Below are 15,481 nucleotides of genomic sequence, written 5' to 3'. Positions count from 1 at the left end.
TGTTGCCCAAATTTATCAAAGCATTACTCGGCGCCTTCTTTCAAAATCTCAAACTTTTCCGAACCGTCAATGATGAGATGCACCATCGCGCCCTTCTGTGTGTTCACATTTCGCACCGCTTCGCGGAACTGGCGCACTGTCGTCGTCGGATGATCGTCAATCGAAGTGATGATGTCACCCTGTTCGATGCCGCTTTGGGCCGCAAGACCGGATTGATCCACAAAAGTGACGACCACGCCGACCTTCAATTCCGTGAGGTGCGATAGGTCGAGATTGAAGCGCTTGGCCAATTCCGGCGTCAGCGCGCGGACGGCTACGCCCAAGGCATTATGACTGCCGCTGCTGTCGGGCGCTTGCGGCTCCTCTGCCGCGATGTCGGTGGGTTCGACAAATTCACCGGGCTTGACGATGATCTTAACGGGCTTGCCGCCTTCGTACGGTTTGCGATAAACATCCAGGGTTACGTCCTGCCCGATTTTCTTCACGCGAATCTCATCTTTCAACTGCTGCGAGGTCGTGACCTTTTTTCCATCCACCGCCGTGATGACATCCGCCGCGCGCAACCTGGATTTCGCCGCCGGCCCGTCAGGAATGATTTCCTCGACGATCACACCGTCCTGCAAGCCATCCATCCATTCGCGAAATTTATCATCTTCCTTGAGCGAGCGGATGCTAATTCCCAGCCATGAGCGATGATATTTTCCGTCCGAAATAAGCTGGTCCGCCACTTGTTTGGCAAGATTGATGGGAATCGCAAAACCGATGCCGGTATGCAAACCGCGAATCAAAGTATTGATGCCGATGACTTCGCCGTCAATATTCACCAACGGGCCACCGCTATTGCCGGGATTGATGTTGGCATCCGTCTGGATGAAATTCTGGTCCTGCATGCCCGAACCACTTTCGTCACTGAAAATATTCGAGCGATCCTTCGCGCTCACATGGCCAAACGTCACGCTATAATCCAGCGCGAACGGCGCGCCGATGGCGATGGCAAATTCCCCCACGCGCGTCTTGTCGGAATCCGCTAGCTTCGCCACGGTCAAGCCCTTGGCGTCAATCTTGATGACGGCCACGTCCGCCGGCGCATCCACGCCGCGCACCTTGGCAGAGTAAGTGCGACCATCTTTCAAGCGCACTTCGATTTTTTCTGCATCCTCCACGACGTGGCGGTTGGTCAGGATATAGCCATCCGCGCTGATGATGATGCCGGAGCCCTGGCCGACGCTGCGTTCCTGCGATTGCGGCTGGCGCTGGCGCTGAAAGTAACGGCGAAATTGTTCAAAGGGATCGTCACTGTCATCGCTGCCGTCGTCCGCGTGCGGATTGGCGGAAGGTTTTTGCGTGACGGTGATGACCACGACCGCTGGAGAAACGTCCTCGGCCACTTGCACGAAAGCCTGGTTAAGCTGACGCGCCAGGTCGAGCGCGGCAGTAGGCCGGGCGGCCGCAACTTCCGCGCGCGCATGCACGCGAGGCGGCGCGATGGTCATGGCTGCGGCCAGGGAAATCAGGCAAAACTTGGAGATATTCATAATTGGCAAATGGATTGTGAGTCCCGATTGAAAAGACGATCTGAACGATTCGCTTTGCCATCGGCGAAATTTATTGTGGTGGTTAAGTCTCGCGTGACAAGCGATTTTTTAGCGAACCGGGTTGGCGATCGGACGGACATTTCCTATTATATAGCACACCTGCCGCCGTAAGTATAACGCTTGCGCGCTGTGGCGGCGGAAGTCATGCTGGAAATGGATACGCGGATTGACGCGAGGGCGTGTGACCATTAACATCAGGTAAATCGAACATACTGACATGCTTGAAACCATCGAAAAGCTGCTGATCCTTCAGGACCGCGACCGTCAAATCCTGCGCATGCGCGACGAACTGGCCCGCGTTGCTCCCGAACGCGAAATGCTCGTGTCCAAATCGTCCGGCGCCCAGTCGGCTCTGGACGCCGCCAAACTGCGCGTCAAACAAATCGAGTCTGACCGCAAGAAACTGGAACTCGACGTGGATGCCAAGAAAACCCAGATCGAAAAATACGGCCTGCAACAATTTCAGACGAAGAAAAACGAAGAATACCGCGCGCTCGCGCACGAAATCGAACTGTGCAAACAGGTCATTGTAAAGCTGGATGATCAACAGATTGAGTTGATGGAAAAAGCCGAGCTTGCCCAGAAGGATGTCATCGCTGCCACTCAGGGCGCGAACGAAGCGAAGAAATTGATGGATGGCCAGGTGGCGAACCTGCTGGCGCGCGAGGAAAATTTAAAAAAGGAATTGGCGGAACTGGAAAAGAACCGCGAGCAATTAGCCAGTGCCGTGGATGAATCCGCGCGTTCGCGTTACGAGCGGTTGCTTAAGAACAAAGGCTCGAATGTGGTCGTTGGCGTGCAACATGGCGTATGCGGTGGTTGTCACATGAAGTTGCCCACGCAGGTCATTGTTTCGTGCCGGGCGGAAGAAGACATCGTGACGTGTATTAATTGCGGGCGTATTCTTTACTACACACGCGACATGGATCTCGCGATTGCGGATTGATTATTTCGCCGGATGCCCGGTCAGCAGGCCGTGGAGAATGATCACCGCGCCGATCAACGGCAGCGGAATGAACGCGATGCGGATGCGCACACCGTTAAAATATTGCGTCAACGTCGCGCCGATTTGCGCGCCAATCGCCGCACCCGTGTGCATCACCAGGGCGATGAGAATGTCCACGTTGCCTTTCAGCGCATGCGTGAAAGTGCCGTAGCTTGCCGAAATAATAATTTCAAATAAGTCCGTGCCGACGGCCACATGCGTTGGAATTCCCAGCAAATAAATCATTGAAGGCATGCGGATATAGCCCGCGCCGCCGCCGAGAAATCCGCTGAAGAATCCGCCGATCAGCGAAATAATAATGATGGACCAGATCGAAATGCGCTGGATGCCGGACACCGGCAAATTGATATAGGGAGGCGGTCCGAAGCGTTGCACCCATTTTGCGACGTGATGAAATGCGGATTTGTCGTGTTTGCTATGTGAACTGATTTTTTGTCCCGCGCGCATCTTCACCGTCTTCCAGCTTTCCCACGCCATGAAACTGGAAATGCCGACGAGGATGCAGATAAAACTGACGCCCACGACCAGGTCAATATGCGCGGTCTTCTTGAGGTATTGAATCAACTGTGCGCCGCCTTCCACGCCGACAATGGTTCCAATGATCATGAAGCCGCCGAGTTTGAAATCAATATTGCCGAGGGTATTGTGGCGCCGCGCGGCGACGATGGATTTTCCCACGATATGCGCGAGGTCCGTCCCAACCACAAAATTCATCGGCACGCCAAAACCAAACAACGCCGGGCCGGCTAAAAAGCTTCCGCCAACGCCGAAGAACCCGCCGAAAACTCCCACCACAAAACCCACCATGATGAGCCACGCTGGATTGATGTGGGTTCCTGAGATCTGAAATTCCATTACTTCTCCTTCTTCCCCCGGATGATCCCGAAGAGCCCGCGCGTAACCAATTCGAGAACATATCCCTGCCCGACGATCAAAGTCAGCGCGACGATGGCATATAAGTCCCGCTCGTCCTTGAACAGTTGGAAGAGCCAGTGTCCAAGATAATGCAGAACCAACACCACATAGGCGATGGCCAGCGCGGCATAAATCGGCAACTCAAGGGTGAATGACCGAAAGACTTTTTTAGCAACGCTTTTCACCCGGCTAGATTGACGTAAATTCTTTTGGGTGCAAGTCACTTGCGCAGATATGTTTTTATCAGGCGCATCTTGTGACACCACGCTCAGCAGAACGGTACTTCAGCACTGCCATTTTGGAGCAGTTCGCGCTGTCCTTTTTTACACGAGCGACTCGGAGGCATTTATTTTCTTGAATTTTGTCAGAAGTCGTCCGGTGCTCGCGTACCGCTTCTTAGCAGCCGATCCAAAATTCAGCATGACCGTTCATCCTAACATTATAATCGGAGAAACCAGCGATCGCCGCTTCCGAACACGCCTTTGCGGGGCATTATTTCCTTGCTTTTACAGGGTGCGGCTGATAACCGAATGGCAGTTTAATTTTCTCATCATGACGCGGGTAAAAGGCACGGCTGATAGTTTAAGCATTCCGGGAACCCGCGGGTTTATCGCTGCCCTCGGAATCCTGCTTTTTATCGCCTTGGCAATCATCGGTTCTCCGCAAAATCTGTTCGCGCAAACGCCTTCCATTACCCTGACCGTCAACGGCCAAACCAACGCAAATAACCAATTCTTTTTTCCTTTCGGCACCAATGCATTCGTATCTCTCAGCAGCAGTATTTCCAACGCGATAATTTATTACACGACGAACGGCAGCGGCGTGGAAATCGATTCGCCGATTTATTCAGGTCCGTTCACGACGTCGAATTCCATTCACATCCAGGCTTTCGCTACCGATGCTTCATTCGACGAATCTACGCCGATTTTGGATGGCTCCATTCAATTCGTTCCCGCGTATTCGCTGTCCGACGCCACCCCCGGCGGCGGCACGGTGTCCTTCTCTCCGCCCGGCGGCATCTACGCGAGCAACACGGCAGTCACCCTTAAAGCGAATCCCGCGCCGGGTTGGGCATTTTCCAACTGGAGCGGCGACGCAAGCGGAACCGATACAAACCTTCAAATCGTCATCACGAACGCTACCACCGTCAAAGCCGTGTTCGTCACGTCGGTCTCCATGTCCGCCATACCCGCCGACACCGGCTCGGTGCAAGGCATCCCCTCCGGCGGCGTGTACGCCTATGGAACGGTCGTGAGCGTCGCCGCCGTGCCAGGCGCGGGGAAATATTTTTTCCACTGGGTGAATTCCAGCTTTGGCGCTATCAGCCCGATCAACATCACCATCACGAACTCGGGTATTAATTGTTCCGCATTTTTTAATTCACTCACCAACTCCGATGTTTCGCTCGCATTGATCGCCAGCGGACCCGGCGCGGTGCAGGCCACGCCATCATCGAATTATTTTCCGCTTAACACCGCGGTCTCGGTCACGGCCACGGCGTCGTCGGGAAATGGTTTCATCGGCTGGAGTGGTGACGCCAGCGGCACGGACAATCCGCTGATGGTCATGATGAATTCCAGCAAAGTGATCACGGCGGTTTTTGGCGCGGCGCCCACCAATGGTTTGCTGCTCACCTTGCTCGCGAACGGTTCGGGCATCGTCAGCAACAGCACGCCGCCGGAGTATTATACGAACGGACAAGCGACGCTTATCACGGCATTGCCCGCGCCGGGTTATGTTTTTCTGAATTGGAGTGGGGCGGCGACCGGATCGCAAAATCCTCTGCCAGTCATCGTCAATTCGAACGAAACGATCACTGCAAATTTCGTCGCCGCATCACCGCCCGTCATTTCATTGCAGCCGGTGAATATCACTGAATCCGCCGGCTATCCGGTAAGCTTCAATGTGAATGCCAGCGGACAAATGCCATTGTACTATCAATGGTTTTACAACGGCGCGGCCATTCCTGGCGCGACCAGTTCCAGCTATTCCATCGCGGCGCTTCATACGAATAACACCGGAAATTATTTCGTTCGCATCACCAACGCCACCACGACGGTGGTGAGTTCAAATGTGTCAGTCACTGTCACCCAACCTTACACCTTCGCGACGCTTGCCGGCATTCCGGGCCGAGTGGGAGGCCTGGATGGTTACGCGAATTCTGCGCTGTTTAATTTTCCGGCGGGACTGGCAGTTGACGGGCAAGGAAATATTTACGTCACGGATGAAATTAATGACGCCATCCGTAAAATTACCCCGTCGGGCATCGTTACGACGCTTGCCGGGGCATTGGGGCAGAGTTCGAGTGGGGATGGCATCGGCATAGGAGCTTACTTCGACCGTCCAACCGATGTGGTCGTGGATCGCGCGGGAAATGTTTATGTCGCTGATAACGGTAATTTCACGATTCGTAAAATAAGTCCCGACGGCACGACCGTGACTTTGGCCGGAAAGCCCGGCACGAGCGGGCGCGAAGACGGCACTGGTTCTGACGCGCGGTTCGGCATGCCTACCGGCGTGGGTGTGGATACCAATGGAAATGTTTATGTCGCCGATAGCGGCAATAATATTATCCGCGAAGTCACGCAAAGCGGAGTGGTTACGACCGTTCCCAATGCCTTTGATGTTCCGTACAGCCTGGCGTTCGATACCAACGGCAGCCTCTACGTCGCGGACCCGTTCGATAATACGATTCTCATAAATGCCCTGGGTGTTCCCACGCGGCTTGCTGGATCCGTCGGTCACGCGGGCAGCGCGGACGGCACGGGCAACGCGGCGCAATTCAATAATCCCATGGCGCTGACGGTGGATAATGCGGGCAATGTGTATGTCGCCGATACCGAGAACAGCGTCATCCGTAAAATCACACCTGCGGGTATTGTGACCACGATTGGTGGTCTGGTCGGCGGTTTGGGCACAAACGACGGTTCAGGCATCTCGGCCCGGTTTAATTTGCCGTTCGGCATCGCTGTGGACAATGCCGGAAGAATTTACGTCGCGGATTCTTTCAACAATACGATCCGCGTCGGTGTTCCGGCGCAGTCTGCGCCGGCGATTATTATTCAGCCACTGCCTTTCACCGAGTCGGCAACTTACGGCGCAAATTTTAGTGTCCTCGCCGCCAGCGATTCCGCCGCGACGTATCAATGGTATCAAAATGGAAATCTCATTCCGGGCGCGACCAATTCGACTTACTCAATCACCAATTTGCAAATGACCGATGCGGGGAATTATTCAGTGCTCGTCGCAAATGCGACTGGTTCGATTCTCAGTTCCAACGCCTTACTGACCGTGGAAAATCCTTACACGTTCGTTACCTACGTCGGTTCTCCCGGCCAAAGCGGAACGAATGACGGCAATAGCTTAGTGGCAAGATTTTCCGAAACGACGGCTTTGGGGCTGGATGCCGCCAGCAATCTTTATGTGGGAGATTTGGCGGTACACGCCCTCAGAAAAGTGGCGCCGGGCGGCATGGTCAGCACCATCACCGCCGCAATTCCAGGCATACCCTATGGTTTAACATTGGATAGCATGACTAATATTTATATGACCGCGCAGGCCACCATCAGCGCGCTAATAAAAGTCACCCCAGGCGGGACGGTCAGCACCATCACTCAATTCAATGGTGGATTTCCCCAACCGCTGGCCCTCGATGGTCAGGGTGACTTCTATGTGGGAGATGATGCATTGAGTTACATAGAAAAAGTGGCGCCAGACGGGACAAAAACTACCTTTACGGGGGAACCGTCTTCCAGTGGAAACGGTCAAGAGATTGATGGAGTGGGAACGAGCGCTGAATTCCTCGGCCCAGCAGGTTTCGCGGAAGACTCCAGCGGCAACCTGTACGTCGCGGACGGGGGCTGCGCTATACGCAAAGTCACACCGTCAGGCGTGGTAACGACGATTGCCGGGCGAAGCCGGGATAGCAGGGACGTGGACGGCCCGGCCAGTGTGGCGCGGTTCACACAGCCCAATGGCATCGCCCTTGACCGCGCCGGAAATATTTATGTGTGCGAAACAGGGGGCAATACTATCCGCAAAATTTCCACTAATGGTCTGGTGACGACCGTCGCAGGAACCATGAACCAGCCGGGTGGAACCAATGATGGCACCGGCATTAATGCGCGTTTCCATTTTCCTTTTAGCCTTGTGGTGGATGGCTCCGGCAAAATCTATGTGGCTGATTATTTTAATTATACCGTTCGCGCCGGTGTGCCGGCCAATTCGTCGCCGGTGATTCTAACTCAGCCGCAGCCGTTTACTGAAACCGCGACTTATAGCGGCAGTTTTACGGTAACGGCGATTGGCCAGGCGCCGTTGTTTTATCAATGGTATCAAAATGGCGTTGCCATCAACGGTGCGACTAACTCCAGTTATGCCATCAATTCGCTTCAACCAGTTAACGCCGGAACATATTATGTTACTATCAGCAATGCGCTTGGCGCGGTGACCAGTTCCAATGTCACGCCAACTATTGAAATACCCTATTATTTCACTACGCTGGCGGGTTCTCCCGGAGTGACTGGCATTGCCGATGGCATGGGCAGCTCGGCGCGTTTCAATCGGCCTGAAGGCGTGGCCGTAGACAGTTCAGGGAATGTATACGTATCAGACACTGGAAATGCGACGATCCGTAAAATTTCTTCTGCCGGCGTAGTAACCACGTTTGCAGGCACGCCAGGTAAACTTGGTAGTTCAGATGGTGTCGGTACTAACGCCACGTTCAATACGCCATATAACTTGTCAATGGACACCGCTGGCAATATTTACGTTGCTGAATATGGGAACGATCTTATTCGGAAAATCTCACCGTCCGCAAACGTAACCACCTTGGCCGGACAGGCTGGCGGCGCATTTGAAATGGACGGAGCCGGAAATCAGGCAGCCTTTTATTATCCGACCGGTATCGCGACCGATACTAACGGAACCGTTTTTGTCACGGATTCTTATGGAGAAACCGTGAGGCAGGTAACGTCAGGCGGTATTGTAACAACGATTGCCGGCCTGAATAGTGAACGGGGCTCCACAGATGGCGTCGGCGCGGCTGCTTTATTCAACGGCCCTCAAAGTGTGGCGATAGACGCCGGGGGTAATCTATATATCGCCGACGTATTGAACGCGAATATTCGCAAAGTGGCTCCCGGCGGGGTAGTTACAACGCTGACCGGCTTGTCGCGCATTATTGATAATGTGGATGGCCCCTTGGCCACTGCCCGATTTGGCGAGCCCACCGGACTAACCGCGGACAAAAGCGGCAACGTGTTTGTCGTGGATGAAAATAATAACAATGTCCGAAAAATCGGCGCGGATGGAATCGTGATGACAATCGCCGGGAAGGCCACAGTCGCTGGGAATAGCGCCGATGGCATTGGCCAGGCTGCGCTATTTGCGTCACCGCAAGCCATCACTGTGGATAATTTCGGGGATCTTTATGTGGCCGACTATAATAACAGCACGATCCGCAAAGGCGTTCCCGCCAATCCCATTTTTCAAACATCTCCGCAATCACAAGCCGCAGTGTCAGGCACAACTATCACATTATCTCCAGGATTCACGGGCGCGCCGCCCATGAATTTTCAGTGGCGCTTTAATGGAGCCACATTGCCGGAAGCCACGAATGCTACTTTGCAATTATCGAATCTCAGCAGTTCTTTCACTGGCGCGTATGATTTGATCGTCACGAATATTTACGGCACGGCTACAAGTGGCGTCGCCAATGTCTCGGTGACCGGCACGCTTGTTACGCAACCAAGTCTGAATTCCACTTTCTCCGCCGCCAATTCGCCGTACGTCATTTCGCAAAATTTCACCGCGAACAATCTTGTCATTCAGCCGGGCGTTTCGGTTCTGTTCAACGGGCCGTATAGTCTTACGATCACCGGTTTGTTGACCGCACTGGGCACGTCCAACGCTCCGATCACATTCGGGCCGATTGCGCCGAATATTGGCTGGCAAGGCGTCCGATTTGTTTCGGCGGATACGAACAGCGCCATGTCGTGGTGCATCGTCGAAGGCTCGACCGCCGGCGGCATTCGTTTTTCAAACACGCCGTTCGTTCTCGATCATTGCACGATCAATAATAATTCCGGCGTCACGGGCGGCGGCATTTATTCCGATTCGCCGTTGCTGCTGCAAAATTGCAGTATCCTCAATAACGCGGCGGCGTTTGCTCCGCGCGGAAATGCTTACGCGGTGCAGGGCGGGGGATTGTTCAGCGCGGGCGGAGGCGTCACGCTATTGTCATGCCTCGTATCGAACAACACCGCCATCATGCCGAGCGCGAGCGTGACGAACGAAACCAGCACCGGCGGCGGAATAGATTGCGAATCGGGTTTGCTCACGTTGAGTAATTGCACGGTGACGGCGAATGCCGCTGTGGGCGCGGGCCAGTCCGCGACTGAGGTTGGCGGGGGCATCTATGTGGACAGCGCGGCGGCGGCGCTCGCAGCCAGCGGTTGCAATTTCCAAAACAACCAGGTTCCCGGCGGTTTCGGCGGGGCGCTGGCCGTGGGCAAAGGCGCGTTGAACAACTGCGTCTTTGTGCAGAATGCGGCGACGTTTGGCGGCGCGGTCTGGATCGGCGGAACGGGGCAAACTACCGCGACGAATTGTATTTTCAGCGCAAATGCGGCGACCATTGGCGGCGCGGTTTATTCGAGCGCGGGCGTTGCGGCAGGCGATTTTGAAAATTGCACGCTCACGCAAAATTCTCCCGATGCCTTCAACGGTTTCACTGGCGTCATCCATGATTCCATCGTTTATTCCAACGGCAACGAGATCGTGCCCGGCATGATTCTCCCGGTGGTTTCCTACAATGACATTCGTGGCGGTTACGGCCCCGGCACAAACAATCTGGATGTGGACCCGCAGTTCGCGGATACCAATTATGATCTCGTCGAAAGTTCCGCGGTCATTGACGCCGGTGATCCGGCGCCGCAGTTCAACGACGCGGCGTTTCCGCCCTCGCAAGGTTCCGATCGCAACGACCTCGGCGCGTATGGTGGGCCCGGTGCGGCCTTCTGGCCGGCCATTCTCGCCGCCGCGCCGATCGTGCTTGTGAACGGCCAGCCCGTCGCGCCCGAAAGTGAACTCAATTTTCCCGACAGCGCGCCACCCACGATCAGTTTCACCAATGGCTACAACGGCGGAACATTCGAATACACTCTGGATGGCTCGAACCCGCTGGATTTTTCCACCTTCACCAGCGCGCCGTTCGTGCTGACAAATTCTGCGCGCGTGCGCGTGATCGCTTTTTCGCCGGACATCGTCCCCTACGCCATCGCCGCGCCAGTGACGATCAATGTGCTGCCGAGTTATAATTTATCCGCCGGTTCGGCGGGCGGCGGCGTGGTCACGCCTTCAAGTGGAATATTCCTTAGCAACACCGTGGTCACGCTCACTGCCACAAGCGCGCCCGGCTGGACGTTCCTGAATTGGGCTGGTGATGCTTCGGGCAATCAAAATCCGCTCACGCTCGTCGTGAACGGCTCAAAGAATGTGCAGGCGGTTTTCGGCACTTCGCTTACCGTCACGGTTGCGGGCAATGGCATCGTCCAAACCAATCCCGTGCTTCCTCTTTATCCCTACGGTTCCACAAACCAGTTGATGGCGATACCGAACACCGCATCCAGTTACTTCCGCCAATGGAGTGGCGCGGCGTCGAACAATAATTTCAGCCCGCTCAATTTCGTCGTGACGAACGCCAACCCGATTATCGCCGCGCTCTTCGGCGGCCTGCCGGCCACCGCCACGAACTACACGTTGAATCTGCTCGTTAACGGGCCCGGCACCATCACGCGTAATCCGCAGGCGAGTTACTATTCGCCGGGGAGTGCGGTGATAGTAACTGCCGCTCCATCCGCTGGTTCGCAATTCACGGGTTGGAGCGGTGATGTGGCGAGCACGAGCAATCCATTGAACGTGACGCTCAATAATAATCTCACCATCACCGCGAATTTTGCCTCGACGAATCCAACGCCTTCGCAGCCGCCCACGATCATCATCACCAGCCCCGCGAACAACTCCGCGTTCGGTTATCAGTCCTCGATTGAAATTCTCGTTCATGCCGGCGATGCCAACATCGGCGGCGTGGTGACGCAGGTGGTTTTCTATTCCGGCTCGGCCATGATCGGCGCGATTTCCAATTCACAACCCGCCACGTTCAACTCCCAGTTCACCTGGACCAACGCCGCGATCGGCACGAACGTCGTCACCGCCATTGCCTACGCAAACACCGGTTTGTCCACGCTCTCATTGCCGGTGAATCTCATCGTCAACCCGCCGCCGCCCGGCGCGCCGGTCTTCACCGTGAGCAGCCCGAGTTACTCAGTGTTTGAGAACGGCGGTTTTGCGACCGTGACGGTGCAAAAAAACCTGAACAGCCTTGGCGGCACGGTGAATTTCTCGACCGTCAACGGCTCGGCTTTCGCAGTTTCAAATTATCAAGCGGTCGCGGGTCCGCTGACGTTCGCTTCAAACGACACCAGCAGAAATATCACCATCCCGATTTTTTATAGCTCGGTTTATCAAGGCAACAAAACATTCAATCTCGCATTAAGTCCGTCCGGTGATGGCAGCACCATTGGCACGCCGGCAGCCGCAGCGGTTACAATCGTGGATGTCAATCCGCCTTCGACCAATCCGCCGGTGTTCGCATTTAGCACCAATAATTATTCCGTCAACGAAAACAGCGGCTCCGTCGTTCTTACCGTATTGAACACGGGCGGCTCGGGCGGCCTGGTTAATTACACCACCGCGGATGGCACCGCGTTCGGCGGCAGCGGGTTTTCTGGGAGTTATACTATCGCGTCAGGTCCGCTCGCGTTCAACAATGGCCAATCCTCCGCTACGATCACCGTCGGCATCCGCGATAATTTTCTGACCGGCTCCGATTTGCAATTTCAGGTGCAATTATTCAGTCCGAGCCAGGGCACGCTTGGCCAGCCGGCGACAGCCACCGTCACCATTCACCAGGCGGATGTCGGCGGCGCATCCAATTCGCTCCTCACCGTTGCCGCGCCTACCGCGCAACCGGCGGCGAACGCTCAACTCACGGTTTTTCTCACGCCACCGCAGGCGAATGGTCAGTGGCGTTTTCCGTGGGACCTCGCGTGGCGTAACAGCGGAGATACCGCCGCCAATCTCATCGCCGGAAATTATCCGATTGAATTTCGTAGCGTGCCGGGTTACCTCGTCATTCCGCCGGCTGCGCCGATTGCCGTATCCAGCGGTGCTTCGGTTTCGACGACCAATCAATATTTGCCCGGACTCAGCGGCACGGCAACAAATGGCACGGGTTCCATCACGGTCAACATCTCGCCGAATTCTCCCGCAGGCGATGGCTGGCGCTTCATTGGCGAAACGGCGTGGCGCGCGCCCGGTTCGACGGTTTCCGGGCTGGTTCCCGATACTTACGATATTGAATTCGCGCCGGTCGCTGGTTATGCGCGGCCCGGCAGTGAAGGCGTTGAGGTCGCCAGTGGCCAGGGTGAAACCATCACGGTGAGTTACTCATTGCCATCTTCGCCGCCGTCGGGAGCCGTTTTGCCCGCCCCGGTGATCAGCAGTTCCATCAATGACATCAGGGATTTTCCATTCGGTTTTAACGGCCAGCTTCAAACCGACGCCGGTTTCGGCAGCGGTGTCGCCGCGCGCGAAACGGTAGTGCTCACTGCGGCGCATCTGGTTTTCAACGACGCCACGCTTTCCTACACCGAACAAGCATATTGGTCGTTCCAGGAAGAAGTGGGCATCTTCGAGCCTGAACCGATTCCCGCGCGCGGTTGGTATGTGCTGGGCGGTTACGCCACGCAACGCACCAACGACCTCGAAACCGGCGGTTTCGCCGTGGATCAATCGAGTCCGCAAAGCCGCCAGAGCGATGCCGCCGCTTTGTATTTTCTCACGCCGGTTGCGCGCGGCGGCTTTGGCGGTTACCTCGCTTCGGATGCATCGCCAAATCCTTATTTGACGGGTTCCAATTTAAAGATGCTCGTGGGTTATCCGGTGGATGGTTCGACTTTCGGCGCGACGGTTCAGCCCGGCACAATGTATTCGACCCAGCCTCTGGCCAGTGTTTTGACTCAGGCGTCAAATAACGTCTATACCGCGTCGTGGCTTTTGAGTTACCCCGGCAATAGCGGTGGGCCACTCTATGTGCAGTTCAATAACTATTATTACCCCGCCGGAATTTATCTCGGCACACTCGGCAGCGGCGTCAATAGTGTTTCGCTCGTGCGCGCAATTAATTCGGATGTCGTGAACCTCATCAACCTCGCCGCGAGCGAAGGCGATTCCACGAACAACGCCGGCGGGGGAGTCCTCGGGGGACCCAGCACTCTCATTTTGGGCGAAGGCTTGAGTGTGACTCATCCCGCTTATCTTCAATTATTACTTGGCCCGCCGTCAGCGGTGCAAGCGGGTGCGGGGTGGCGTTTGCAGGGCGATTCAACTTATGGCAGCGCGACAAATTATACCCGCCTGGTGGTCACTACCAATGCCGCCGTGGAATTCAAGTCCATTCCCGGATGGAACCTGCCGTTAGGCCAGACTATCAAAGTAATTCCAGGGTCTTTGACCGTTCTCTCGAACCAGTTCTACACCGTCCTGCCGCCGAAGCTTTCCCTGGATGCGGTGAACGGCCTGCGTTTGGCGGGAACAGCGAACACTTCGTATCGAATCGAATATCGAACGAATCTCACCACCGGCCAATGGTTGCCGCTTCGCACGAATACCCTTGGCGCAGGCCTAACTCAAATCGCGCCGTGGCCACCGTCCAATATCTCCGGCGCTTACTATCGCGCCGTTTGGCTGATGCAATAGTTATCGCCACGCCATTACAGCGATAACCGCACAAACTCTTCTCCTGCCGCAAATTGTCACCACTTCATGCGACTTTGGTATGGGCGCGCGAAGTGGCTACATTAAATTGACCCTCAGTTCCTGAGCGCACCTGCGCGCGGTTGCTGGAGGACAAAGATCATGATGAAGTGTGAAATGTTTGCCGGCCGGGAGCGCGGGTTTATGGCCCGTCCTCATGCCTTCACGCTGATCGAGCTGCTCGTGGTCATCGCCATCATTGCCATTCTCGCCGGCCTGCTGTTGCCGGCGCTCGCGCGCGCGAAGGACAAAGGCCTCGCGATTGCCTGCCTCAACAATACGAAACAGATCGGCCTTTCTACCCTGATGTATGCGGGTGATAATTCCGATTTTTTCCCGCAACCGGGTGAATGGTATTCCGGCGGCCCTTACAAAAATTCCCTTGGCCTGCGTTGCGGTGGCGAATGGAAAGGCACGGGCATCAATAGCAACGCCAACACGCCCGCGCCCTTGCTCGCCAATTATATTAAGAACAATCTCTCGTGGGTTTGCCCCAAGCGGAAACGCGGCTTAACTTACGCCACTCCCGGCAGCGGGGGCATCCAGGACCCCAGCATCACCGGATTTCTTTCCTACGGGTTTAACGACTGCGGCGTGTTCGGCGCGGTGGACAGTTCGGGAAACATGCTCAACGCAAAACCGTTCAAGGCTTCGTACGTCTCCCGGCCTTCCGACCTGGTGACCGTCAGCGATGTCAGCGGCTCGAATGATCCGCAAAATACCGGCGGCTCGGCGGACGCCGCATGGCTGGATACGTTTTGGTCCGGCAGTGCCGGGCCGACGCTTCCGGCGACCAGTTCCGGCAATTCCCGTCTTCAATGCGCGTATGCCAAACACAACAACCGTGTAAACATTGTTTACGTGGACGGCCATTCCGCGCCGTCCCTGCCGAGCAAACTGACTTGGGGACAATTCTTCGGCATTTTTGATGTGAGCACGCCATGTCATTCCGCCTCCGGCATCACTCAACAATCCGACCAGCCCATCAGCACCGCCGACCTGGACACACAACAATGGTCAACCGCGCAGGAATGATTCGCGGCAAAATTTTATAGAAAGACAAAATCAAATTGAGAGTCCGATCATG

6 protein-coding genes are annotated in these 15,481 nt (G+C 55.6%); 3 read left to right on the top strand and 3 right to left on the bottom strand.

Annotated elements, in window-relative coordinates; all coding sequences use genetic code 11:
- Positions 1-23 precede the first annotated feature (23 nt).
- Entirely contained in the window at positions 24-1,535 is a 1,512-nt protein-coding gene (locus VH413_07835; protein ID HEX3798595.1) for a trypsin-like peptidase domain-containing protein, read from the bottom strand.
- Positions 1,536-1,812: 277 nt separating this feature from the next.
- Between VH413_07835 and VH413_07830 the strand changes: the two genes are divergently transcribed.
- The gene (locus tag VH413_07830) at positions 1,813-2,541 is read left to right on the top strand and encodes a C4-type zinc ribbon domain-containing protein (protein ID HEX3798594.1); all 729 of its coding nucleotides are present in this window, start codon (positions 1,813-1,815) and stop codon (positions 2,539-2,541) included.
- On the opposite strand, the gene VH413_07825 is transcribed toward VH413_07830, so the two are convergent.
- Together VH413_07825 and VH413_07820 are read right to left on the bottom strand one after the other, a co-directional pair.
- A complete protein-coding gene (locus VH413_07825; GenBank protein ID HEX3798593.1) occupies positions 2,542-3,456 on the bottom strand; it encodes a sulfite exporter TauE/SafE family protein in 915 nt (304 codons plus the stop codon). It abuts the gene before it with no gap.
- Positions 3,456-3,701 carry a hypothetical protein gene (locus VH413_07820; protein ID HEX3798592.1) on the bottom strand — a complete coding sequence of 82 codons (246 nt, stop codon included), beginning with the start codon at positions 3,699-3,701 and terminating at the stop codon, positions 3,456-3,458. Before VH413_07820 ends, VH413_07825 begins: the two co-directional genes overlap by 1 nt.
- 367 nt (positions 3,702-4,068) lie before the next feature.
- On the opposite strand from VH413_07820, the gene VH413_07815 reads away from it, so the two are divergent.
- Positions 4,069-14,337: a Calx-beta domain-containing protein gene (locus tag VH413_07815; protein HEX3798591.1), complete on the top strand. Its 10,269-nt coding sequence runs from the start codon at positions 4,069-4,071 to the stop codon at positions 14,335-14,337.
- Positions 14,338-14,538: 201 nt separating this feature from the next.
- Positions 14,539-15,429: a type II secretion system protein gene (locus VH413_07810; protein HEX3798590.1), complete on the top strand. Its 891-nt coding sequence runs from the start codon at positions 14,539-14,541 to the stop codon at positions 15,427-15,429.
- The last annotated feature ends 52 nt before the right edge of the window (positions 15,430-15,481 follow it).

This window comes from Verrucomicrobiia bacterium (assembly GCA_036268055.1).
Lineage (GTDB): Bacteria > Verrucomicrobiota > Verrucomicrobiia > Limisphaerales > Pedosphaeraceae > DATAUW01.
Note: the sequence above shows the minus strand (reverse complement) of the source record. Positions and strands in the feature narration are given on the sequence as shown.

What these genes read in the sequence shown, in the direction of transcription:
- VH413_07835 (HEX3798595.1), bottom strand. Translation starts at nt 1,535, where the DNA reads ATGAATATCTCCAAGTTTTGCCTGATTTCCCTGGCCGCAGCCATGACC.
- VH413_07830 (HEX3798594.1), top strand. Translation starts at nt 1,813, where the DNA reads ATGCTTGAAACCATCGAAAAGCTGCTGATCCTTCAGGACCGCGACCGT.
- VH413_07825 (HEX3798593.1), bottom strand. Translation starts at nt 3,456, where the DNA reads ATGGAATTTCAGATCTCAGGAACCCACATCAATCCAGCGTGGCTCATC.
- VH413_07815 (HEX3798591.1), top strand. Translation starts at nt 4,069, where the DNA reads ATGACGCGGGTAAAAGGCACGGCTGATAGTTTAAGCATTCCGGGAACC.
- VH413_07810 (HEX3798590.1), top strand. Translation starts at nt 14,539, where the DNA reads ATGGCCCGTCCTCATGCCTTCACGCTGATCGAGCTGCTCGTGGTCATC.